The organism is Streptococcus sp. A12 (genome assembly GCF_905372335.1).
GTDB lineage: Bacteria > Bacillota > Bacilli > Lactobacillales > Streptococcaceae > Streptococcus.
Genome location: NZ_CAJPOU010000026.1, coordinates 1 through 22,535 on the forward strand (window position 1 = coordinate 1; position 22,535 = coordinate 22,535).

23 protein-coding genes are annotated in these 22,535 nt (G+C 42.6%); 5 read left to right on the forward strand and 18 right to left on the reverse strand.

Features of this window, described 5'->3' with window-relative positions; genetic code table 11:
• Nucleotides 1-69: 69 nt before the first annotated feature.
• From QZ158_RS05010 to QZ158_RS05045, 8 genes are all read right to left on the reverse strand, one after another.
• The gene (locus QZ158_RS05010; protein ID WP_293882971.1) at nucleotides 70-1,140 is read right to left on the reverse strand and encodes an ABC transporter substrate-binding protein; all 1,071 of its coding nucleotides are present in this window, start codon (nucleotides 1,138-1,140) and stop codon (nucleotides 70-72) included.
• A complete protein-coding gene (locus QZ158_RS05015) occupies nucleotides 1,137-1,910 on the reverse strand; it encodes an ABC transporter permease (protein WP_048687979.1) in 774 nt (257 codons plus the stop codon). The genes QZ158_RS05010 and QZ158_RS05015 overlap by 4 nt, the downstream gene beginning before the upstream one ends.
• Nucleotides 1,907-2,713 (reverse strand): ABC transporter permease, encoded by an 807-nt coding sequence (locus tag QZ158_RS05020; RefSeq protein WP_293882974.1) that lies wholly within the window; start codon nucleotides 2,711-2,713, stop codon nucleotides 1,907-1,909. The genes QZ158_RS05015 and QZ158_RS05020 overlap by 4 nt, the downstream gene beginning before the upstream one ends.
• Nucleotides 2,694-3,851, reverse strand: a complete 1,158-nt coding sequence (locus tag QZ158_RS05025) for an ABC transporter ATP-binding protein (protein ID WP_293882977.1) — start codon at nucleotides 3,849-3,851, stop codon at nucleotides 2,694-2,696. Before QZ158_RS05025 ends, QZ158_RS05020 begins: the two co-directional genes overlap by 20 nt.
• Nucleotides 3,852-4,057: 206 nt before the next feature.
• Nucleotides 4,058-4,960 carry a UDP-N-acetylmuramate dehydrogenase gene (gene murB, locus QZ158_RS05030; RefSeq protein ID WP_293882979.1) on the reverse strand — a complete coding sequence of 301 codons (903 nt, stop codon included), beginning with the start codon at nucleotides 4,958-4,960 and terminating at the stop codon, nucleotides 4,058-4,060.
• A gap of 133 nt (nucleotides 4,961-5,093) precedes the next feature.
• Nucleotides 5,094-6,020 carry a hypothetical protein gene (locus QZ158_RS05035; protein WP_293882981.1) on the reverse strand — a complete coding sequence of 309 codons (927 nt, stop codon included), beginning with the start codon at nucleotides 6,018-6,020 and terminating at the stop codon, nucleotides 5,094-5,096.
• Between the two features lie 157 nt (nucleotides 6,021-6,177).
• Nucleotides 6,178-7,053, reverse strand: coding sequence for a homoserine kinase (gene thrB, locus QZ158_RS05040; protein WP_293882984.1), 876 nt, complete (start codon nucleotides 7,051-7,053; stop codon nucleotides 6,178-6,180).
• 1 nt (nucleotide 7,054) lies between these two features.
• Complete coding sequence (locus QZ158_RS05045) at nucleotides 7,055-8,341, reverse strand: homoserine dehydrogenase (RefSeq protein ID WP_293882987.1); 1,287 nt, start codon at nucleotides 8,339-8,341, stop codon at nucleotides 7,055-7,057.
• Nucleotides 8,342-8,589: 248 nt separating this feature from the next.
• Between QZ158_RS05045 and QZ158_RS05050 the strand changes: the two genes are divergently transcribed.
• Entirely contained in the window at nucleotides 8,590-9,513 is a 924-nt protein-coding gene (locus QZ158_RS05050) for a polysaccharide deacetylase family protein (protein ID WP_293882990.1), read from the forward strand.
• 57 nt (nucleotides 9,514-9,570) lie between these two features.
• Here QZ158_RS05050 and QZ158_RS05055 read toward each other — a convergent pair whose 3' ends face one another.
• The 8 genes from QZ158_RS05055 to QZ158_RS05090 all read right to left on the reverse strand — a co-directional run bounded on the left by QZ158_RS05055 (nucleotide 9,571) and on the right by QZ158_RS05090 (nucleotide 17,310).
• Nucleotides 9,571-10,527, reverse strand: coding sequence for an ABC transporter permease (locus QZ158_RS05055; RefSeq protein WP_048687951.1), 957 nt, complete (start codon nucleotides 10,525-10,527; stop codon nucleotides 9,571-9,573).
• Nucleotides 10,528-10,529: 2 nt separating this feature from the next.
• Nucleotides 10,530-11,585, reverse strand: coding sequence for an ABC transporter permease (locus QZ158_RS05060; RefSeq protein ID WP_293882994.1), 1,056 nt, complete (start codon nucleotides 11,583-11,585; stop codon nucleotides 10,530-10,532).
• The gene (locus tag QZ158_RS05065) at nucleotides 11,578-13,110 is read right to left on the reverse strand and encodes an ABC transporter ATP-binding protein (protein WP_293882996.1); all 1,533 of its coding nucleotides are present in this window, start codon (nucleotides 13,108-13,110) and stop codon (nucleotides 11,578-11,580) included. Before QZ158_RS05065 ends, QZ158_RS05060 begins: the two co-directional genes overlap by 8 nt.
• Before the next feature lie 137 nt (nucleotides 13,111-13,247).
• Entirely contained in the window at nucleotides 13,248-14,303 is a 1,056-nt protein-coding gene (locus tag QZ158_RS05070; protein ID WP_293882999.1) for a BMP family protein, read from the reverse strand.
• A 78-nt stretch (nucleotides 14,304-14,381) separates the two neighbouring features.
• Entirely contained in the window at nucleotides 14,382-14,771 is a 390-nt protein-coding gene (locus tag QZ158_RS05075) for a cytidine deaminase (protein WP_048687941.1), read from the reverse strand.
• Nucleotides 14,758-15,420: a deoxyribose-phosphate aldolase gene (deoC, locus tag QZ158_RS05080; protein ID WP_061564122.1), complete on the reverse strand. Its 663-nt coding sequence runs from the start codon at nucleotides 15,418-15,420 to the stop codon at nucleotides 14,758-14,760. The genes QZ158_RS05075 and deoC overlap by 14 nt, the downstream gene beginning before the upstream one ends.
• 22 nt (nucleotides 15,421-15,442) lie before the next feature.
• Nucleotides 15,443-16,720 (reverse strand): pyrimidine-nucleoside phosphorylase, encoded by a 1,278-nt coding sequence (locus QZ158_RS05085; protein ID WP_293883004.1) that lies wholly within the window; start codon nucleotides 16,718-16,720, stop codon nucleotides 15,443-15,445.
• Nucleotides 16,717-17,310 (reverse strand): class I SAM-dependent methyltransferase, encoded by a 594-nt coding sequence (locus tag QZ158_RS05090; RefSeq protein WP_293883007.1) that lies wholly within the window; start codon nucleotides 17,308-17,310, stop codon nucleotides 16,717-16,719. Before QZ158_RS05090 ends, QZ158_RS05085 begins: the two co-directional genes overlap by 4 nt.
• 95 nt (nucleotides 17,311-17,405) lie before the next feature.
• Here QZ158_RS05090 and coaA point away from each other — a divergent pair, with 95 nt between their 5' ends.
• The 3 genes from coaA (at nucleotide 17,406) to QZ158_RS05105 (ending at nucleotide 19,277) form a co-directional block, all read left to right on the forward strand.
• Nucleotides 17,406-18,326, forward strand: a complete 921-nt coding sequence (gene coaA / locus QZ158_RS05095) for a type I pantothenate kinase (protein ID WP_129269509.1) — start codon at nucleotides 17,406-17,408, stop codon at nucleotides 18,324-18,326.
• 106 nt (nucleotides 18,327-18,432) lie between these two features.
• Nucleotides 18,433-18,681: a 30S ribosomal protein S20 gene (rpsT, locus tag QZ158_RS05100; RefSeq protein ID WP_023023719.1), complete on the forward strand. Its 249-nt coding sequence runs from the start codon at nucleotides 18,433-18,435 to the stop codon at nucleotides 18,679-18,681.
• Between the two features lie 65 nt (nucleotides 18,682-18,746).
• On the forward strand, nucleotides 18,747-19,277 hold the full coding sequence (locus tag QZ158_RS05105) for a DNA topology modulation protein (RefSeq protein WP_293883021.1): 531 nt from the start codon (nucleotides 18,747-18,749) through the stop codon (nucleotides 19,275-19,277).
• A gap of 26 nt (nucleotides 19,278-19,303) precedes the next feature.
• On the opposite strand, the gene QZ158_RS05110 is transcribed toward QZ158_RS05105, so the two are convergent.
• A complete protein-coding gene (locus QZ158_RS05110; protein WP_293883024.1) occupies nucleotides 19,304-19,882 on the reverse strand; it encodes a TetR/AcrR family transcriptional regulator in 579 nt (192 codons plus the stop codon).
• A 127-nt stretch (nucleotides 19,883-20,009) separates the two neighbouring features.
• On the opposite strand from QZ158_RS05110, the gene QZ158_RS05115 reads away from it, so the two are divergent.
• Nucleotides 20,010-20,852 (forward strand): DegV family protein, encoded by an 843-nt coding sequence (locus QZ158_RS05115; protein ID WP_293883027.1) that lies wholly within the window; start codon nucleotides 20,010-20,012, stop codon nucleotides 20,850-20,852.
• Between the two features lie 235 nt (nucleotides 20,853-21,087).
• On the opposite strand, the gene QZ158_RS05120 is transcribed toward QZ158_RS05115, so the two are convergent.
• Nucleotides 21,088-22,535: hypothetical protein (locus tag QZ158_RS05120; RefSeq protein ID WP_293883030.1), on the reverse strand; the 1,448-nt coding region annotated here is incomplete at its 5' end.

Here is a 22,535-nt window from a genome sequence, read left to right on the forward strand (position 1 = left end):
CAAGCTTATAAACCATAACTAGGCTTATAAGCTTGTTCCTAGATAAAACGACCAAATAGAAATTCGCTCCTACTTCCGATACATCTTCACTTGTAGGTAGAGGTCGTTATAGACGCCCAACCACTTCTTGCCAAGTTGTTCATAAACTTCTAAGTTCTTTAGTGTGTCATCACTTGGGTAGAAGGCCTGGTCCTCTTGGACCTCTTCTGGTAGCATCTTCTTAGCTTCTTTGTTCGGTGTAGAATACCTGACATAGAGAGCATTCTTATATGCATTCTCTGGGCGAAGCATGAAGTTGATAAAGGCATAAGCTGCTTCTTTATTCTTCACGGTCTTTGGAATGACAATATTATCAAACCAAAGGTTGCTGGCTTCTGATGGGACGACGTAACGAAGGTCCTCATTGGCATCCAGCATTTGACGAGCTTCACCGGAGAAGGTTACCCCAATAGCCGCATTATTTTGAATCATGTAGCCTTTCATTTCGTCGGCTACAAGGGCCTTGATATTGGGCATCAAGGTATAAAGCTTATCGACAGACTCTTGCAATTGCTGAGGATCCTTGGAGTTGAGGCTGTAACCTAAGCTATTGAGTCCAATTCCCATGACTTCACGCGCCCCATCGTACATCATGATGTCATTCTTGTACTCCGGTCTCCATAGATCAGCCCAGTGTTCTGGAGCCTTGTCGACCATCTTGGTGTTGTATATGATGCCAAGGGTCCCCCAGAAGTAAGGAACTGAGTACTGATTGTCCGGATCAAAATCCAGGTTCAAGAAGCGTGGGTCGATATTGTCTAAGCCTTTCAGTTTAGACTTATCTAATTTTTCAAGCAGATTCTCGTCCATCATCTTGGCGATCATGTATTCACTTGGAATCGCTATATCGTAAGCTGTTCCCCCTTGCTTGATCTTGGTGTACATGGCTTCATTGGAATCAAAGGTATTGTATTGGACTTGAATGCCTGTCTCCTTGGTAAATTCCTTAAGCAATTCTGGATCGATATAGTCTCCCCAGTTGTAGATGACCAGCTTGTCACTGTCTTTTGGATTGGTCTTGGCTTCAAGACGGGCACTTAACCCTGCTAAAACAAGGATGACTACGACAATCCCTAGCAAGAATGAATAGAGTTTTTTCATACTGTCTCCTCCTTCTCTCTAGTGATGAAGTAATAGCCGACCACCAGTAAGATACTGAAGAGGAAGACCAAGGCAGAAAGGGCATTGATATTCAACGAAATCCCTTGACGAGCCCGTGAGTAGATCTCAACAGACAAGGTCGTAAAGCCATTTCCCGTAACAAAGAAGGTCACCGCAAAGTCATCCAAGGAATACGTAAAGGCCATAAAGTAACCAGCAATGATGGCAGGTGTCAAATAAGGAAGCATGATTTCCTTCAACATCTGTACCTGAGTAGCTCCTAGGTCATAGGCCGCATTGACCATATCACGGTTCATTTCCTTCAAGCGCGGCAAGACCATCAAGACCACGATTGGAATAGAAAAGGCCACGTGACTCATCAAGACAGAAGCAAAGCCCAGCTGGAATTTGATGGTCGTAAAGAGGATCAGGAAGCTAGCCCCGATCATCACGTCAGGTGCTACCATAAGGATGTTATTGATGGACAAAAATGGACCTTCAAACTTCTTCTTAGACTGGTAAATGTAGATCGCCCCAAAAGTCCCAATTATGGTCGCAATCAAGGCTGACAAGAAGGCCAAGAGGAAGGTCTGTGAGAGGATCAACATGAGACGCGTATCCTCAAAGAGACTTTGGAAATGTTCCAAGGTAAAGCCTGTAAAAGCATTCATATCCCCGCCAGCATTAAAGGCATAGGCAATCAAGTAAAAGATTGGGAGATAAAGGAGCAGGAAAATCAATCCTAAATAGATACGTGAAATCTTTTTCATCGTTCACTCCTTTCTCTCGTTACCCACATGACTAAGAGCATAGCAAGGATCAAGACTACCCCAATGGTGGATCCCATTCCCCAGTTTTGCGTCGTAAGGAAGTGCTGCTCGATGGCAGTCCCCAGGGTAATAACCCGGTTTCCTCCGATCAAACGCGTCAACATGAAGAGACTCAAACTTGGAATAAAGACTGACTGAACACCCGAGCGAACCCCGTTCATAGACAGTGGGAAGACAACTCGACGGAAGGTATCCCACTTGTTAGCTCCTAGGTCATAGCTAGCATTGATGAGGTTTGGATCCAAATCATCCAAAACATTGAAGATAGGAAGGATCATAAAAGGCAACTCAATGTAACTAGCAACAAAGATGAAAGAAAAGTCCGTAAAAAGGATCTGTTGCGGACCGATTCCGATGAATCTCAAGAATTGGTTAATAGATCCCCCTTGACCAAAAATCCCGATAAAGGCATAAGCCTTGAGCAAGAGGTTGACCCATGTCGGAAGGACAATCAGCATGAGCCAGAGTTGGCGGTGCTTAAGCTGAGTCAAAAAATAAGCTGTCGGGTAAGAAATCAAGAGCGTCACAAAAGTAACGATCCCAGCATAGAGAATGGAGTTAAAACTCATCTTGAGGTAGGTCCAATTCTGCGCTGTAAAAAAGGTTTGGTAATTCTCTAAGGAACCTTGTCCCTGGACATTGACAAAGGATTGCCAAATGATCAAGGCTACAGGAGCCAAGACAAAAAGGAGGATCCAGAGAAAGTAAGGAACCACAAAGAAGTTAGAGGTTGTTTTCTTCATCTCTTTCCTCCTCGATGGCATTGATCAATCCAGCTTCTTGCTCTTCCACTTCTACGTATTCTTCGATCCGAGCATCAAACTCTTCTTCCGTTTCATTGAGACGCATGACGTGGATATCTTCTGGCTCAAAGTCCAGACCGATTTCCTCACCCACGATAGCCTTACGGGTTGAGTGGATCATCCACTCATTCCCCAATTCATCATAAGCGATGATTTCATAGTGAACCCCACGGAACAGTTGGGTATCCACTTTTACCTGGAGCTTGCCTTCTTCTGGCAGGGTAATTCTCAAGTCTTCGGGACGGATGACAACTTCAACCGGTTCGTTTGGTCTCATCCCTCCATCGACCGACTCAAAGCGTTTGCCGTTGAATTCTACTAAGTAGTCTTCGATCATGATCCCTGGAAGGATGTTGGACTCACCGATAAAGGTCGCAACAAAATGGTTGATGGGCTCATCGTAGATATCGACCGGCGTTCCTGACTGGACGATTTCTCCTTCGTTCATGACGAAGATCCAGTCGCTCATCGCTAGCGCTTCTTCCTGGTCATGGGTAACAAAAACAAAGGTAATACCCAAGCGTTGTTGCAATTCACGGAGCTCATACTGCATGTCTGTCCGCAATTTCAAGTCGAGGGCAGACAAGGGCTCATCCAAGAGGACCACTCGCGGTTCATTAATAATCGCCCGTGCAATGGCTACCCGCTGGCGTTGACCACCAGAAAGTTTCTGGATGGACCGTTTCTCAAAGCCTCCCAATTGCACCATATTGAGGACTTCTGTTACTCGTCTCTCGATTTCAGCCTTGTCTACCTTCTTCAAACGGAGGGGAAAAGCAACATTCTCAAACACATTCATATGTGGGAAAAGGGCGTAGGATTGGAAGACGGTATGGACGTCCCGTTTGTTAGTCGGTACATCATTGATCCGAACACCATCCAAGAGGACATCCCCTGTCGAAGCGTCTAACAAACCGGCAATGATGTTCAGAATCGTTGATTTACCAGATCCTGAAGCACCGAGGAGGGTATAGAATTTCCCTTCTTCCAACTCAAAGTTGATGTCTTTGAGAACCACTGTATCACTGTCTTCAAATACTTTTGAGACATTTCTAAACTCAATAATTGGTTTTTTCAATTCACATAAATTCCTTCTTTTTCATGCGTTTCCTTCTGAGACCAACCAACTAGTCTCATAGGCTGACGAGCGAACCCGTCAGACCACCAACACCTCTCGGGGACTTATAAGACTGCCCCACCTATTTTCGGTATCGATAGGCACTCACCCCCCTTCTAAAGTAGGAAGGGTCTACCCTAAAGTAGCCCCTATTCCATTTCGAACCGTTAATCTTTTCCAATAATACGGACTTCGCGCTCCAAGGTCACCCCAGCTGATTTTTCAACTGTCGCAATGACATGGGCAATCAAGTCTTCATAATCTTTGGCAGTACCATGATCGACATTGATCATAAAGCCGGCATGCTTTTCAGAAACCTCCACACCACCAATTCGATGCCCTTTCAATCCTGCTTCACTGATCAATTGACCCGCAAAGTGCCCAACCGGACGCTTGAAGACAGAGCCACAAGACGGATACTCAAGTGGTTGCTTAAGCTCACGCAAATGAGTCAGGCGAGCCATTTCTTGAGCGATCTGATCATAATTGCCAGGTGCTAAGGCAAACTTGGCAGAAATCACCACGTCACCAGTTTCTTGAATCTTGGAATGGCGATAGCCAAAAGCTAATTCCTCTGCTGTTAAGGTTTTAATTTCTCCTTCTGGCGTCAAGACCTTACATGATTGAAGAATATGGGCAATCTCACCGCCATAGGCACCAGCATTCATATAGACTGCTCCACCTATGCTACCTGGAATCCCACAGGCAAATTCAAAGCCTGTCAAGCTATGGTAGCGGGCTACATGAGTCACATCAATTAGCTTAGATCCCGCCTCCGCTTCAATCACATAGCCATTGACTCGGACGTCATGGAAATGATCAAACATGATCACAAAGCCTTCAATCCCACTGTCACGGACGATAATATTGGAAGAATTCCCCAGGACCATCCAAGGAATTTCCTGAGCATTAGCAAAGGTGACAATTCGTTTTAATTCATATTGATTGCAAGGAAAGGCTAAATAATCTGCCGCTCCTCCAACCTTTGTATAGGTATATTGTTTGAGTGGCTCATTGAACAAAATCTCAATACCAGCCAACTCCTCTTTGATTTGCTTTAGGATTTCCATCTCACAACTCTCTTTTATACGTTATCTTATCCATTATAACAAAAACCAGCCCACTTTTCGACTCAGAAGTAAAAAACAGAAGCAGCCAAAGGACCGATTCTGTTTTAATTTTTTTAAACAAGGGTTAATTGAATTAGCCAATCTTACGTGCAATGCCACGTGTCTTATGAGTGGACAAGGCTGAACTAATGGCAACACCACCCCCAATAATAGTGAAGACTGCCAACATAAAGAAGTTAAAGAAGTATTTTTCAGGTGCTTCACCATTTAGAACAAGGGTATTGATCAAATCAAATCCATCACTAAAGTCGACTCCAAGTTGTTTAACTGCTTCTAAAGCGTAGTCAAATTGGTGCACGAGAACGATAGTCACTAACAAGAGAATGCTAGAAATAACTGCTCCAAGTTTACTAAATTTCTTCCCTAAGATTTCATAGCCTTTGACAACACAGATACCAAGGATGAAACCAGCATAAAAAGCTACATAGCCGAGGCGGGCAATGAAAAGAGTAACAGCTCCTCCGATAATGGCACCAATAAAGGCACCGACTGTTCCAAGAAGGACATTTTCTTTCTGACTATTATACGAATCCGTTTCAATCTTTAGTTGAGTACTGAGCTCTTGGAAGCTATCTTCGTTCATCAAGAAGAGGGAATCTCCAATCTGATAGAGACCAACTAGTCCTTTTTCACCAGAGTAACCACAAACAGTGTAGAAGCCATTGGTTTGCAAAAATTGCAGGATTTCTGTTAAGGCTTGACGAACGTTTTCATTCGTTTTTGCTTTGGTCATTCCAGCTTTTACAGTGAAAGTTGTGACATATTGGTTGAGGCTAATACTCTTCAAAACAGAAGAGTCTTTCACCATTTGATGCAATTGAGTCGCTGCTTCTTCTGCATCATCACGCGACACAGAAATCGCAATGGTAAAAACATTTTTTGTGTCTGTTTCTCTCAGTAAGAAGAAATAGCCAGAATTTTCCCCATAAATAGATGAAGTTTCAGGATCATACTGGAATCCAAGTTCCGTAGCAAGTTGATGACGTTCAAAGTCTTTCATTAAAATTACAATCTCCTTTACAATTCTATCTATCTTTCGAATAATTGTTTATTATCCTAAAATAATTTGATAGACAAATGATTTATAGAACTATTTTATCATAGATAAATAAAATTAGATAGACTAATTTAGCCTATCTAATCATTTTTTCATAAAATCAAGATCCGCTGTTCTCTACCTTCACACCAGTTGTGTCAATTTTTAAAGAGAAGACCTGACCATTTAAGCCCTTAGATTCTAAGTCTTTGGCAAAGGCTTCCGCATGTTCAACTGGGAGCAAGGTCATAATAGTTGGCCCTGCACCAGAAAGGTAAGTCGCATATGCATCGTGTTGATGTGCAACTTCTTTCACCTGAGGGAACTCTACAACCAACTGTTGGCGGTAGCCTTCATGGAAGCGATCCGCTTCAATTGCCTTTCCTGCGACTCTCAAGTCTCCCTTAGCAAGGGCAGCAATGGCCACGTTTGCGATCGAACTAGCTGCAACAGCCTCCTTGTAAGTCCACTCACTTGGAAGGACATTTCGACTATCACTGGTCTTGAGTTCGTAATTGGGAACAAAGGCTACCAAAGAACATTCAGGGAAGGGAAGGACCAAATGATTGGTCTGCTGATCCACATAGCTCGCTACGACCAGATTTCCAAAAATGGCTGGCGCTACGTTATCCGGATGACCTTCGATTTTTGTCGCAATTTCTAGTTTATCCTCATCACTTAGGGATAATTTTCCCAGTTGATTGGCCAACTCAATCCCCGCTACGATAACAGAGCTAGAGGATCCCAAACCACGCGCTAAAGGCACTTCACTGGTCATCTTCAGACGATGAGGAGGCAAATCAGATGCAACTTGGAGAGCGGTTTGAAGCAAGAGATTCTCCTCATCACTTGGAATTTCCTCTCCCAAGTCATGTTCAATCCACCAGTTTTCTTGCGCTTCTAGCACATCAATGGTCAAATACTTAGAAACAGCGATTCCAACAGAATCAAATCCTGGACCGACATTGGCACTGGTCGCTGGTACTGTAATTCTCATCTTATTCTCCCAATACTTTAAAGGTATTCAACAAGGTGAAGTCAGCTTCAGCATCGATTTTCTCAATGATATGGTGCAATTGTGTTTGATTCAATTGGTGAGTGATAATCACAACACGAGCCACAGAATCTTTGGCACCTGCTTGGAGAACCTGCTTAAAGGAAACATCTTCTTGGTTGAAAATTTGTGCCAACTTGAGCAATTGTCCCTTCATATCTGGAGTATGAATAGAGAAGTAATAATCACTCTTCACATCTTCTGGTTTAGCCAATTGCACAGGACGGCTGTATTCGTTAAAGGCTTTTCCAATTGTTCCATCATTGAGGCGACGAACAATGCGAATAATGTCAGCGACTACACTAGTAGCTGTTGGTTTTTGACCTGCACCAGGACCATAGTACATGGATTCCCCGATTCCAATAGACTCCACATAAACGGCATTCATGACACCATTCACGCCAGCTAGTGGATGTACTTTTGGTAAGAAGGTTGGAGTTACTTCTGCTGAGAGACCAGAAGGAGTTTCTTCGATAGATCCCACCAATTTGATTACATAGCCTAAACTTTGAGCCACAGCAACATCCTCAGGAGTAATGTTGCGGATCCCCTTATGACCTACTTGGTCAAACTGAATGTTCATCCCAAAAGCAAACTGGCTCAAAATCACCATCTTGTAGGCTGCATCAATCCCATCTACGTCATTGGTTGGATCACTTTCCGCATAGCCCAACTCTTGAGCCTTAGCTAAAGCATCTTCATAAGACCAGCCCTCTTCGACCATCTTGGTCATCATAAAGTTGGAGGTTCCATTGACCACACCGAGGACGCGAGTCACCTTATCTGCAGCGAGAGAGTTTACCAAGGTCCGAAGAATTGGAATGCCTCCAGCTACTGCTGCTTCATAATAGAGGGCAACGCCATGCTCTTTGGCAATCGCAATCAACTCAGCTCCATGAACCGCAAGCAAATCTTTATTAGCTGTTACGACATGTTTTCCAGCTTGAAGAGCACGTGTAATAAAGGTCTTAGCTGGCTCAATTCGACCCATCAATTCAACAACGATTGAAACTTCTGCGTCTTCAATAATTTGGTCAATATTTGTTACAAAGTTAAAATCGTTCCCTGCAGCTAATAAGCGGGCTTTCTCTTCTTCATCCTTGACAAGAACTTTAGTTACTTCAATTTCAGACTGAGCAGCTTGGAAGATCTTATCACCATTTTCTTTTAATAGAAACGGCACACCACTTGCTACCGTCCCAAATCCTAGTAAGGCAATTTTTACAGACATGTTGGTCTCCTTAAAAATCTAATATAGTCTATTATATCAAAAACAAACCCCTTCTGACTAGTTCTATGGCCTTCTTCCTCTACAAGAACTCTACTTTCTCTGATTTAAATCTTCTCACTAAACCTACTAGCAAGCCATTCCTTCAAAAGTCAAGGAGATTCCCCAAAATTTTACTCCATTTGTAACTTTGTCTTGAAGAGATTTCCTGCCCCTATGATATAATGATAATGAATTAGAAAGGGGTCTCTATGAATCACCGAAAAAGACGTGTACCAAAGAAAATACGATTGCTACTTGTTTTAAATGCTTTTTTGCTATCCTGCATCTTCATTTTAAGCTTTCTCCTATTGAAACGGGGTCCTAGCACTCCCGTTGCTGTCAAGCAAGTTACAAATACAAGTCAGACTGTGAGTCAGGCAGAAACAAATACAAGCCAATCTACGAAGCAACAAGATTCCACCACTAAATGGGTAAAACAAGATCAACCTGTAAAAATTCCAATTCTCATGTACCACGCTGTTCACACGATGGCTCCGTCTGAAGAAGCCAATGCCAATCTCATCGTGGCACCAGAAACTTTTGAAAGTCATCTCAAAGCCTTAAAAGAGGCCGGTTACTACACCTTGACGCCTGAAGAAGCCTATCGCGCACTCACTAAAAATGAACTGCCTGAAGGGGGAAAAGTCGTTTGGTTGACCTTTGATGATGGAATTGCAGACTTTTATACCATTGTCTATCCTCTCCTAAAAAAATACCAAATGACCGCAACCAACAATATCATTACTTCTTTTTCTGACGAAGAAAGACCCAGTGTTTTAACCTTCGATCAGATCAAAGAAATGAAAGATCAAGGTATGACGTTTGAGAGTCATACGGTATCTCACCCAGATTTGGCCCAATCAGATAGCTCTCGTCAGGAATCTGAACTATCAAATTCCAAACAAGTACTAGACAAGAAACTCAACCAAACCACTACTACCATTGTCTACCCAGCCGGTCGCTACTCTGACGTCACCATGGAACTAGCAAAAAACAATGGCTATAAAATGGGCTTAACAACCAATAATGGACTAGCTAGTCTAGACGATGGTCTCTACTCACTAAAACGCCTGCGGATCTTACCGACTACGACAGCTGAAAACCTACTTTCAGAAATGCAAACCAATCCATAAGCACAAAAAAGCACGAGTCCGAATGACTCGTGCTTTCTTTCTCCATAAGGGAGGCTTTTATTTCGATTTGATGTAGTTCACACCATCTGCTTTCGGTGCAACCGACTTACCAAAGAAGGCCGCTAAGACGATGATGGTCAACACATACGGAGCAATACGGAGGTATACTCCAGGAATATGGGCAAGGAAAGGAATCTGCGTAGATACAACCGCCAAGGCTTGTGAAAGTCCAAAGAATAGACTGGATAGCATGGCTCCGATTGGGCTCCATTTACCAAAGATCATTGCCGCTAGGGCGATAAATCCAGGTCCCACAATGGTAGTGGCAGAGAAATTGACAGAAGCAGATTGTGCATACAAGGCACCCCCAACTCCTCCTAAAAATCCAGAGATGAGCACACCATAGTAACGCATGAGGTAAACATTGATACCGAGTGTATCCGCAGCTTGTGGGTGTTCACCAACTGAGCGAAGACGAAGACCGAATTTCGTTTTAAACATGATAAACCATGCTACAAATGAAAATGCAATCGCTACATATCCCATTAAGCTAGTATTCTTGAAGAAGATATCACCAATGACAGGAATATCAGACAAGAAAGGAAAATCAAATTTACCAAATGACAAATCGATATTGTTGGTTTGGCCTTTTCCGTAAATAGCTTTAACCAAGAAGACGGCTAAGGCAGGAGCCAACAAATTCAATACCGTACCACTCACCACATGGTCAGCACGGAAGTTAATAGTCGCTACCGCATGGATAGCAGAGAAAATGAGACCAACCAAACCGCCTGCAAGGAGAGATAACCAGATTGTCATGCCTCCAAGAGAACCAGCAAAAGTCAAGTTAAACACGACTCCTGTGAAAGCTCCCATAACCATGATCCCTTCCAAACCGACATTAACGACACCAGCATGTTCGGAGTAGGCACCTCCGATACTAGTGAAAATGAGGGGAGCAGCATAGACCAGCATATTCGATACAAGAATCGTTAGTATAGCAACAATATTCATCCTTACTCTACTCCTTTCATTTGTTTTTTAGGCTTGATGTATTTTTCGATAATATAGTGAGCACTTACAAAGAAGATGATCGAAGCTGTCACAATATTGACAAGTTCTGGTGGAATAGTCGCTGTGATCATACCTGGAGCCCCTGTTTGCAAGGTTCCAAGCAAGAAGGCAGCAAAGACAATCCCAATAGGGGAATTGCTAGCAAGGAGAGCCACTGCCATCCCATTAAATCCAACAGCCAAGGAACCAGCTTGAACATAAACGTTCTGGAAGGTACCAATCCCTTCTACAGCTCCTCCAATCCCACAAAGGGCACCTGAAATCACCATGGAAAGGATGATGGTACGTTTAGCCGACATCCCTGCATAGTCTGAAGCATTGGGGTTGAGACCAACGGAACGGATTTCAAAACCAAGTGTTGTTTTCTTAATAATGAACCAAATAACTGCAACAGCAATCAAGGCGATAAAGATACCGATATTCATCCGTGACTTAGTCAATTCTGTCAAGAACCCGAGGCGATAACTTGCATTTGCTCCTACTGTGATACTAGATTCAGAATCGACCATGAACTTTTTAGGGAAGTTCCGGATAATTTCATTTCCAGCAAACAGGACGATGTAGTTCATCATAATAGTAACGATGACTTCACTCGTACCCAAAAATGCTCGCAGAAGTCCTGGAATTAAACCAATGAGACCACCGGCAATTGCAGCCACAAGGACCGTCAAAGGAATCATTAGGATACGCGGAATATCTGGGAAGGACAAAGCAAACCATACTGCCGCAATCCAACCAGCTAAAGCTTGTCCTGGTAAGCCGACATTGAAAAATCCAGCTCGACTGGCTACCGCAAATCCGAGAGCGATCAAAATCAGTGGCCCCATAGTACGGAATATTTCACCCACATTTTTAATGGAACCAAAAGCTGTCTTGAAGAGTTCTTCATAACCCCAAAGAGCATCATAACCAAAGATCCACATGATAATGGCTCCGAGGACGATTCCTAGGATTACAGAAATAAAAGGAATAGCAATTTGTCTTGTATTTTTATTCATTTGAAGCCTCCTTGATTTCTCCACCAGCCATAAGAATACCAAGCTCTTGTTTGTTGGTCTCAGATGGCTTCACAATACCTTGGATTTTTCCATCATGAATAACAGCAATCCGGTCGGATAGATTTAGAATTTCATCTAATTCGAAGCTGACTACGAGGACGGCTTTCCCTTTATCACGTTCAGCAATCAAACGTTTATGGATGTACTCAATCGCACCAACGTCCAATCCACGTGTCGGTTGGCTAACGATCAACAAATCTGGATTCCGATCAACTTCACGAGCAATAATGGCCTTCTGTTGATTTCCTCCTGATAGAGCACTTGCTGGCACAATCTCGTTAGCTGCACGAACGTCAAATTCTTCCATCAACTTGCGGGCATAGGAATTAATTTGATTGTAATTCAAAACACCATTTTTGCTAAGTGGTTCTTTGTAGTAAGTTTGAAGTGCGATGTTTTCAGAAAGCATCATTTCGAGAACAAGACCATCACGATGACGATCTTCAGGCACGTGGCTGACATTCATTTCAGTAATCTTACGTGGGGAAAAGCCTACAACTTCTTGTCCCTTAATTTTGATACTACCTGATTTGACTTTGCGAAGTCCGGTAATCGCCTGGATCAATTCACTCTGACCGTTCCCATCAATCCCTGCAATCCCAACAATTTCACCTGCGCGAACATCAAGAGATAGCTCTTTAACCGCAGGAACACCACGGTTTTCATTCACGACCAAGTCAGAAATTGCAAGAACCACTTCTTTAGGCTGTGCTTCTTCTTTTTCTGTTACGAAAGAAACTGAGCGCCCAACCATCATTTCTGCCAAATCTTTATTGGTAGCACCTTCGATACCAACAGTTTGAATAGATTTACCACGACGAATAACTGTGACACGGTCTGCAACGGCACGAATTTCATCTAGTTTGTGAGTGATAAGGATGATAGATTTCCCTTCTTTAACAAGGGTTTTCATGATTCCCATCAACTCAAAAATTTCAGCAGGAGTTAACACTGCAGTAGGCTCGTCGAAAATCAGAATATCAGCTCCGCGATAGAGCGTTTTCAAGATTTCTACACGTTGTTGAGCCCCAACAGAAATATCTTCAACCTTTGCTGTAGGGTCCACAGCCAAGCCGTAGCGTTCTGACAACTCAAGGATATCTGCATTAGCCTTTTTCAAATCTAATACACCTTTATTAGTGACTTCGCTACCAAGAATGATATTTTCTGCAACAGTGAAAGCTTCCACCAACATGAAGTGCTGGTGAACCATCCCGATCCCTAGAGAAGCAGCCTTTGAAGGAGAATCTAGTTTTTCAGACTTCCCATTGACCACAATTTCTCCACTCGTTGGTTCCAAAAGACCAGCCAACATATTCATCAGGGTTGATTTCCCAGCTCCATTTTCACCAAGAAGTGCATGAATTTCACCTTTACGCAATTCGAGGTTGATTTTGTCGTTTGCGACAAATTCACCAAAGATTTTGGTAATTTCACGCATCTCAATGACGTTTTCGTGTGCCATTCGAATATTCCTTTCTAGAAAACTATATTTTATTTCAGTAGGACCTGCTAAACGAGTTAGTAAGTTCTATTGAGACAAAATGTCTCAACACCTCATAAAAAAGCGACCCAAGAAGGATGGATCGCTTCTGGAAGGTTTTATTTCTCAGGTGCTTTTACACTACCATCGATAATTTGTTTTTTAGCATCTTCTACTGCTTTTTTAGCATCTTTAGAAAGATTAGAAGTTGTCAAATCGACACCACCATCTTTCAAACCAAATGTGATCACTTTTCCACCTGGGAATTTGCCATCAGCAGTTTGAGTTGCGATTTCTTGAACAGTTTTACCAACTTGTTTCAAAGTTGAAGCCAATACGAAGTTAGATTCTTTACCATCTTTTGAAGTGTATTTACCTTCGTCGACTTGGTCACGGTCTACACCAATAACCCAAACTTTTTCGTCTTCATTTTTCTTCTCGTTCAAGTCTTTAGCTTCCTTGAAGACACCAGCTCCTGTACCACCAGCAGCTTGGTAAATAACGTCAGCTCCTGCAGCGTATTGTGTCGCTGCAATAGTTCTTCCTTTTTCAGGGTTGTTGAAGTCTTCAGCATATTGTACATCTACTGAAATATCTTTGTTTACAGACTTCACGCCTGCTTCAAATCCTTTTTCGAAACGAGTGATAACTTCACCACGTGCTCCACCGATGAAACCAACTTTGTTAGTCTTAGTTGTTTTGGCAGCAGCAACCCCTGCAAGGTAAGCAGCTTCATTATCCGCAAAAACAGCAGATGCTACGTTCTTTTTATCGCTTACAACAGAGTCAATGATAACGTAGTTGATGTCAGCATTTTCATCTGCAGCAGCTGTAACAGCTGGAGCAAGTTTGTATCCAACACCGTAAACTAATTTGTAGCCGTTTGTAGCAGCTTGGCTAAAGTTATTCGCAAAATCTGCTTCACTTGTAGATTGGAAATAAGTGAATCCGTTATCTTTAGAAAGACCGTTTTCTTTACCCCAAGCTTGTAGACCTTCCCATGCAGATTGGTTAAATGATTTATCATCAACACCACCTGTGTCAGTAACGATAGCAGCTTTTAAATCAGTTTTTGCATCTGAAGAATCTTTGCGAGACGCACGATTTCCACATGCAGCAAGTCCGATTGCAGCGACAGTTACTAGACCTAGGCCTAACCATTGTTTCTTGTTCATTTCTGAACCTCCTAAATAAGATATGCAACTAAGTTGCGGATTAATGAAAGGGTCAATAGACCGCCTTTACAGAAGCTACTAGGTAAGATCTGTAAAGGAATATGGAAGCAATTCCTTGACCGTCATCACGACCGTCGATTTATCTTTGGCTACCAGAGTAACCGGTAGGTCTGGCTCGAAAAATTCAGCCATCACCTGGCGACAAGCACCACAGGGTGAAACTGGTTTTTCCGTCTGACCATAAATAATTAATTCCTTAAATGAACGCTCTCCTTCTGAAACAGCCTTAAAGATGGCTGTCCGCTCGCCACAATTGGTCAAGCCGAAGCTCGCATTTTCAATATTGACGCCTGTATAAATCTTCCCCTCATCTGTCACAAGAACAGCTCCAATTGGAAAATGAGAATAAGGTACATAAGCATTCTCACTTGTTTTTACAGCTAGGTCAATCAACTCAGTAGTCGCCATGGGCTACTTCTCCCTTCATGATGGCTACTCCAGAGGAAGTGCCGATTCGGTTAGCACCCGCTTGGATCATGGCTTGTGCATCCTCATAGCTACGAGTACCTCCAGATGCTTTCACTCCCATATCCGGTCCAACAACCTGGCGCATGAGGGCAACATCCTCAACAGTTGCTCCTCCGGTAGAGAAACCAGTCGAAGTTTTGACAAAGTCTGCTCCTGCCAATTTGGCAATCTGACAAGCCACTACTTTTTCAGTTTCAGTTAACAAGCAGGTTTCGATTATCACTTTTACCAAGCGATCACCACTTGCATCTACAACAGCCTGAATGTCCTCTTCTACTAATGTTAGATTTTTTGATTTCAAGGCACCGATATTGATGACCATATCGATTTCATCGGCTCCATTTTGGATAGCATTTTGAGTTTCAAATGCCTTAACAGCAGGTGTGTTCGCGCCAAGAGGGAAACCAATTACCGTACACACTTTTACATCTGAATCCCGAAGTCCTTCTGCAGCGAAGTTGACCCAGGTCGGTTGGACACAAACACTTGCAAAATCATATTCTTTCGCTTCTTCGATCAAAGCCTCGATTTGTTCTTGTTGTGCATCAGGTTTTAATAATGTGTGGTCAATGTATTTGTTTAATTTCATTAATAAATCTCCCCCAAACGAATTACGAAACAATTTCAATAATTTCTGAAACGCTTACAACCTTGTCTAGTATTTTAACATTTTTTTGGAATTCTGCAATGGTTTTTTGACAAATTTCTAAATTTGTATAAATAGTTGCAACAAGGTCCCCTTTTTGAACAGGATCCCCGACCTTCTTGGCGAAAACAACCCCTGTTTCATAGTCTAAATCATCTGATTTGACAGCTCTTCCAGCCCCCAGACGCATAGCGAAGAGTCCGTGTTCCATAGCAGGCAAGGCTGCAATATAGCCATCCTCTTCTGCATAGACAGGCACTTGTTCTTTTACCTGAACTGGACGATAGAGATCGTCTAAATCTCCACCTTGAGCAAGGACCATTTCTTCAAACTTCTTCAGTGCTTTGCCGGCTGTTAGATGCTGCTTGATTTCTTCCAAGCTGGCCATCACCCCACCAAGCTCCAACATAATTTGGGCTAATTCACAAATAAAGTGGGTTACATCTTCTCTGCCTTTTCCTTGAAGAATATCTAAGGCTTCAAGAATTTCGAGACGGTTCCCGATGCTGGTTCCTAAAGGCTGGCTCATATCTGTCAAGACAGCAATGGTCTTGCGCCCGACAGCATTTCCAAGATTCACCATGGTACGAGCCAGTTCACGCGCCTCTTCAATGGTCTTCATAAAGGCCCCTTCTCCAACGGTGACATCGAGAAGGATGGCATCTGCTCCAGCCGCAATCTTCTTACTCATGACAGAGCTAGCAATCAATGGAATCGTATCAACCGTCGCTGTCACATCCCGGAGCGCATAGAGAAGCTTATCCGCCATGACCAATTGGTCCGACTGCCCAATGACAGAAAGACCAATCTCTTGTACTTGTTTAATGAACTCTTTCTGGGTCCGCTCAATTTGGAATCCTTTAATGGATTCTAGCTTATCGATGGTCCCCCCTGTATGTCCAAGACCACGACCGCTCATCTTGGCAACTGGGACGCCAAAGCTAGCCACTAGAGGTGCCAGTACAATTGTTACTTTGTCTCCTACACCACCTGTTGAGTGTTTGTCCACCTTGATGCCTTTAATAGCGGAAAGGTCGAATTGCTCCCCTGTCTCCACCATCTTCATGGTCAAATCTGAGATTTCTCGGGTCGTCATCCCCTTGAAATAAACCGCCATGGCAAAGGCAGCCATTTGATAATCAGGTACTGTTCCAGCCACATAGCCTTCGATCAACCAATGAATCTCATCTTTACTCAACTCAATGCCATCACGTTTTTTCTGAATGATATCTACAGCTCTCATGTGACTTTTTCACTCCTTAAAATATAATATCCCTTGTCTTTTTTGAGGATTTCACAATTCCCAAAGACTTCCTCCATTTTGGCCTTCGCACTTGGAGCTCCCTGTTTTTTCTGAATGACAATGGTTAAGTCTCCACCAGGATTCAAATGGTCAAAACTCCCCGAAAGCACTTCATGAACTACCTTTTTCCCAGCTCGAATGGGAGGATTACTGATAATATGATCAAAACTTCCCTCAACCTGATCATAAACATTGGATTGGAAGATCTTTGCTTCAACTTGATTTAAATCTGCGTTTTTCTGAGCTAGATCTAAAGCCCGTGTATTAACGTCTACCATAGTCGCATGGATCCCTTGGGCCTTAACCAAAGAGAGACCAAGTGGACCATACCCACAACCGACATCCAAAACCGTCTCTCCTTGCTGGAAGGACAAACAAGATAAGAGGACCTGGCTACCAAAGTCGATCATTTTCTTACTGAAAACGCCCGCATCCGTCAAAAATTTCATCTGCTCTCCTAGAAGGACCACATCTAACTCGTGGATATCATGTTGGGCATCTGGATGTTCATCATAGTACATTTTACTCATATTAGCATTATAGCATAATTTAACCTATTTTTAAATCGTTTACAGAAGATCTCAAAACTGATATACTAAAGGTCACTATGGAGGAAAGGCTTGCAATGGATAAAGAATTTCTACACTTCGAAAAAATCAATCGACAAACTTGGCAAAATCTCCACCGGAAATCGACCCCTCCTCTGTCTGAAGAGGAATTGAATTCGATCAAGAGTTTTAATGACCTCATTAGTTTACAAGATGTGACAGATATCTACTTACCCTTGACACACCTGATTCAAATCTACAAAAAAGCGAAAGAGGATTTAGCTTTCTCCAAAGGCATCTTTCTCCAACAGGAAAGTAAAAAACAGCCTTTTATGATTGGAATTTCAGGGAGCGTGGCTGTCGGCAAATCAACGACGAGTCGTCTCCTTCAAATCCTTCTTTCTCGGACCTTTTCAGATTCTACTGTTGAATTGGTGACCACCGATGGTTTCTTGTATCCCAACGCCACCTTGATTGAACAAAACATTCTCAATCGCAAGGGCTTCCCTGAAAGTTATGATATGGAGCTCCTTTTGGATTTCCTCAACCAACTCAAAAATGGTCAAAGCTATCAGATCCCTGTCTATTCTCACGAGATTTATGATATCGTCCCTGACCAGAAGCAAACCATCCAAGCTGCGGACTTTATTATCGTAGAAGGGATCAACGTCTTTCAGAATCCTCAAAATGATCGGCTCTATATGACAGACTTCTTTGACTTTTCCATCTATGTGGATGCTGAGGTTGCCAATATTGAGTCCTGGTATATCGATCGCTTTAAAAAGTTGTTAGACCGTGCGAAAGATGACCCAAGCAACTACTACCACCGCTTTACCAAGCAACCTGAAGAAGAAGTCCTCGCCTTCGCTCATCAGGTATGGGAGTCGATCAACCTCTTAAATCTAAAAGACTATATCGAGCCCACCCGGAACCGAGCCGAACTGATCCTGCACAAATCTGCCAACCATGAGATCGATGAAATCTATCTCAAGAGATAAGAATTATATGACAATATGGTCTTTAAGAAATAGCGATTCGAAGAAAAATTAGTTTGGGCTTGTCAAAAGAAAAGTTTTCAGATATAATAAGAGAGTTAGAATATCATTGGAGGTGAAAAAATTGGCAAACATTAAATCAGCTATCAAACGCGCTGAATTGAACGTTAAACAAAACGAAAAAAACTCGGCTCAAAAATCAGCTATGCGTACTGCAATCAAAGCTTTTGAAGCAAACCCATCTGAAGAACTTTACCGCGCTGCTAGCTCAGCTATCGATAAAGCAGAAACTAAAGGTTTGATCCACAAAAACAAAGCTAGCCGTGATAAAGCACGTCTTGCAGCAAAACTTGGCTAATCAAGCATTGCATACAAAATGAGCTCCTCGGAGCTTTTTTTGTTGCTTCCAAATAAGGAGAAGAGATGAAAATTACGATTATCGGCTATTCAGGATCTGGCAAGTCAACTTTGGCTGAAAACCTAGCCCGCTACTACTCCATCCCCAAGATCCACATGGATACCCTTCAATTTCAACCGGGTTGGATAGACAGTGACCGAGATTGGATGGAGCAAGAATTGAAACAGTTTCTCAGCGATCATAGAGACTGGGTCATTGATGGCAATTACTCTTGGTGCTGCTATGAGGAGAGAATGGAGCAAGCAGATCAGATTATCTTTCTCAACTTCTCTCATTGGAACTGCCTCTATAGAGGGTGGAAACGATACCGCCGTTATAAAGGATGTGTCCGTGAGAGTATGGCAGCAGGCTGCCCTGAACGCTTTGACTGGGAATTCATCCGTTGGATTCTCTGGGATGGACGAACAAAAACTGCCAGAGAAAGGTATCAAAACATCCACTCCACCTACCCCGAAAAATTCATCTCTCTCAAGAACCAAAAGGAACTGGACCGTTTTCTAGATAACGTAAAAAATGATCTACTGGAATCGAAGTAAACACTCGATCTAGTAGATCATTTTTCTTATTTTCTTTTCTTTTGAGGAAACAAGGGAAGACCTAAGGAAGCCATCTTCTCCGCCGGCACCTTCATGCCATCCTTGATCCATTTGGCCAGAACAGAGACAATAGCTGAGCTGAGGAAGGAATTCAAATAACTAGCTGGCCCTTGTGAAGATTTCTGACTTTTAATTCTCTTTTCCAGAAATTCATAAACAGCCTTGGTGAGCAGTTTCTCAAAATTATAATCGACAGCCAAGCTGATAATGCGGGCTTCCTTCTTGGCCTCTTTAAAGAGATAAACCCATATCTGGTACAAATCGGTCTTAAAATTATAGCCTTCCAGAGACTTGGTAATCTTCGAAACAGTTGATTGGAAGATTGATTCGAGCAATTCTTCTTTTGACTCATAATTTCGGTAAAAAGCTGCACGAGAAACGCCTGCTCTCTCCACCAATTCTGAAATGGTAATCTTTTTCAAGTCCTTTTTATCCAACAACTGAAGCAGGGAAATCTCCAAGGATTCTCGTGTGATGGCATTGCTTTCTTGATTGGATCGCTTTAGATTTGCTAAGGATTTTTCTGATATCTTTCTTTCTGCCATAACACTTACTTTCTATCTGTATCATCTGAATGTATCTGCTTTCAGAGAATGCAACTTCATGATATAATTGTAAAAAAAGACTAACTACTTGTCAATGTACAATTTTTTACATTTTGAGGTAATAAAAATGAAATGGAAAATTATTGCAGATTCTGGCTGTGATTATCGTACTTATGAAAGTGCTGCATCAGATACTAGCTTTGTTTCAGTTCCCCTTACCATTCAGATTGGTGAGACCATCTACACAGACGACGCCAAGCTTGATACAGATAAAATGATGGAAGATATGTATGCTACTACTACTGCTTCCAAATCGGCTTGTCCTAGTCCCGATGACTATATGAAAGCCTTTGAAGGTGCTGATAATATCATCGTTGTTACCATCACTGGTACTTTGTCTGGTAGCCACAATAGTGCTCAGGTCGCTAAAAAGCTTTATCTAGAAGACCATCCTGCAAGCAATATCCATGTGATCGATAGTTTATCGGCTGGTGGTGAAGTGGACCTCCTCGTCCGCAAACTCCATCAACTCATCGCTCAAGACCTTGACTTTGATCAAGTGGTCGAAGTCATCACCAAATACCAAGAAAAAACCAAACTGATCTTTGTCCTGGCTAAGGTCGATAATTTGGTTAAAAATGGTCGACTTAATAAAATTATCGGAACGGTTGTCGGCCTCTTAAACATCCGTATGGTCGGCCAAGCCAGCGATACCGGAACCCTTGAACTCCTTCATAAAGCCCGTGGCCAAAAGAAAGCTATTTCCACTACTTTTGAAGAAATACTCAAAGCCGGCTATAAAGGTGGACACATCACCATCGCTCACCGCCGCAACGATAAATTCGTAGAACAACTCTCTGCCTTGGTCCATGAAAAGTTCGCCAATGCGGATATCGAAGTTCTTCCGACCTCTGGCCTCTGCAGCTTTTACGCTGAAGAAGGTGGCCTCTTAATCGGCTATGAAATTTAACAACAAACTTTAAAAGAGGCTGGGACAAAAGTCCTAGCCTCTCAATTGTCTTTGGATTATCGAGCAAGACGCAGTGGTTGAGTGGGCTCTACTACGCTGATTTCATCAGCTTTTACAGCCCTACTCAACTGTGCGGAGGTGGGACGACGAAATCGAATTCTAACGAATTACCGATTTCTGTCCCACTCTCTTTTACCATACAGATTCCCTCCGGTCAGGACCAGAGGGAATTTTTTTATTCACCAATCTCTTGGTTAAATTTATAAAAAGTACGTTTATAGATAGAAACAGTTGCAAGAGCTCCTATAGTTGCAATGAGAAGATAAATCACACTAGCAATCAAGGTGGTGAAGGCCACAGCAGAGAGATAGAAAGCAAATCCTATCAAAATCAGCATGACGATAATAAAGATAAAGATTAATAAGCCTCTCAGGGCAGCATTTCCTCTATTACGGTTCATCAGATCCGTTACAGTCGACCAATTGGTCGTTAAAAGCTTGTAGTCTCGTCTAAAAGCGATCACACTCAAACTCAAACTGGTCAAAAACCAAATCAACAGCATAGCTAGAAGGGAGAGGGGATGGACCCCAAAGTAGCAAGATACCCCTACTAAGAGCACGATCGGTAAAGCAGACTGAACCGAAAAGAGGATCCAAAATTTTTTCAAACAATAGCGTTTAAAGTCAATCGGAAGGGAACGGAGATAAGCGAAATTTTCCCGCTCCAAGGAGATTCCAATACTGGTCAAGCTTTCCACAGAGTTAAAGACTCCAATCATAAAAGCAATCAACGATAAAGGAAGCAGGTATTGGGGCGTGAGGTAGTTTTCAATTTGGAGGGAAGCTCGCGATGCTCCTAAAAACAAGCCAAATGTGAACAAATAAGGGAAAATTGCCATCATGAAGATAACCTGCGTCAGCAAGGTACCATCACTCAAAAGCCGTTTATGATAGGAAACGGTAAAGCGATGAAAGGCCTTCTGATCTCCTAGCTTCATCTGACTGACTCGCTCCTTGACCGCATGGCTAGAAGAAACCTCAAGGGCAGCATCATAGAAATGAGGCAAGACCTGACTTTTTACCAGCCAAAGGAGGACTGCTAGAACCAATACCCAAGCCAACATCCCAAGTAGAGCTCCTGAATCCAAAGGATTCAAGATAAAGGTATGAAAGACCTCTATCGGAGGAAAAATGCTGGGTTGAGTGACCAGATCACCAGCTACCGAGTGCTCTGACTGGAGCATATTGATATAGAGATAGGCTCCAATGGAAATGAGACTACTCAATCCAATGATGAGGTTAGACACCAAACTGGTGTGTTTCTTAAAGACAGCTGATTTGGTAATCAGATGTGATAGGAACAAGGTGCCTAAAAAGAGGATGGAGAGGAGAATCATGGCGCAAATAAGGCCAAGAAGGAGCCCCACCAAAACATTTCCCCCTGCTTGAATAGGAAGAATGATGAAATAACTCAGCATTGGAAGCAGGGCCATCAGGAGCACTAAGATGACCGAAATACTCTTTCCTGCAATCACTTCTGCATCCGAAAAGGCATAGGGACGGTAAAATTGTAAATCCTTGCTTTCGTAAAAGACATTGTAAAAACTCATCAAGCCTTGGGATATAGCCAAGAGCGCAAAGAGCGTAATCATATTGACAAAGGGACCAGGGCTAGAGACAAAAT